Source organism: Streptomyces sp. NRRL WC-3626, assembly GCF_000718785.1.
Taxonomy (GTDB): domain Bacteria; phylum Actinomycetota; class Actinomycetes; order Streptomycetales; family Streptomycetaceae; genus Streptomyces; species Streptomyces edwardsiae.
Genome location: NZ_JOCA01000069.1, coordinates 1 through 326, shown reverse-complemented (window position 1 = coordinate 326; position 326 = coordinate 1). Strand labels below are relative to the sequence as shown.

The following is a 326-nucleotide window of genomic DNA, read 5'->3' as shown; positions in this document are numbered from 1 at the left end:
CTGGTCGGCCATGAGGGTGTCGTAGACGGGCCGGTCGACGGAGCGCAGGACGCCGATGGGGGTGTTGTGGAGGGTGTTGGGGTCGGCGAGGCGGGAGAGGGCGAACGCGGTGGTGGGGGACGCGGCGTGGGCGTCGTGGACGAGGATGTCGGCCTCGTTGTCCGCGGTGACGGTGACGATGTTGAGGTCGCCGGTGGCCGGGTCGCGGACGACGCCCTTGGTGTTGCCGGTGCCGAAGCGGATGGGCTGTCCGTGTTCGAGGCGGATGACGGCTTCTTCGGCCTGTTGGCGGTCCTTGAGGACGTCGAAGGCGCCGTCGTTGAAGA

The 326-nt window shown here is 69.3% G+C and carries 1 pseudogene; it reads right to left on the bottom strand.

The features are described 5' to 3' along the window. A pseudogene (locus IF28_RS0135855) lies at positions 1–326 on the bottom strand (2-oxoacid:ferredoxin oxidoreductase subunit beta); the annotation flags it as partial.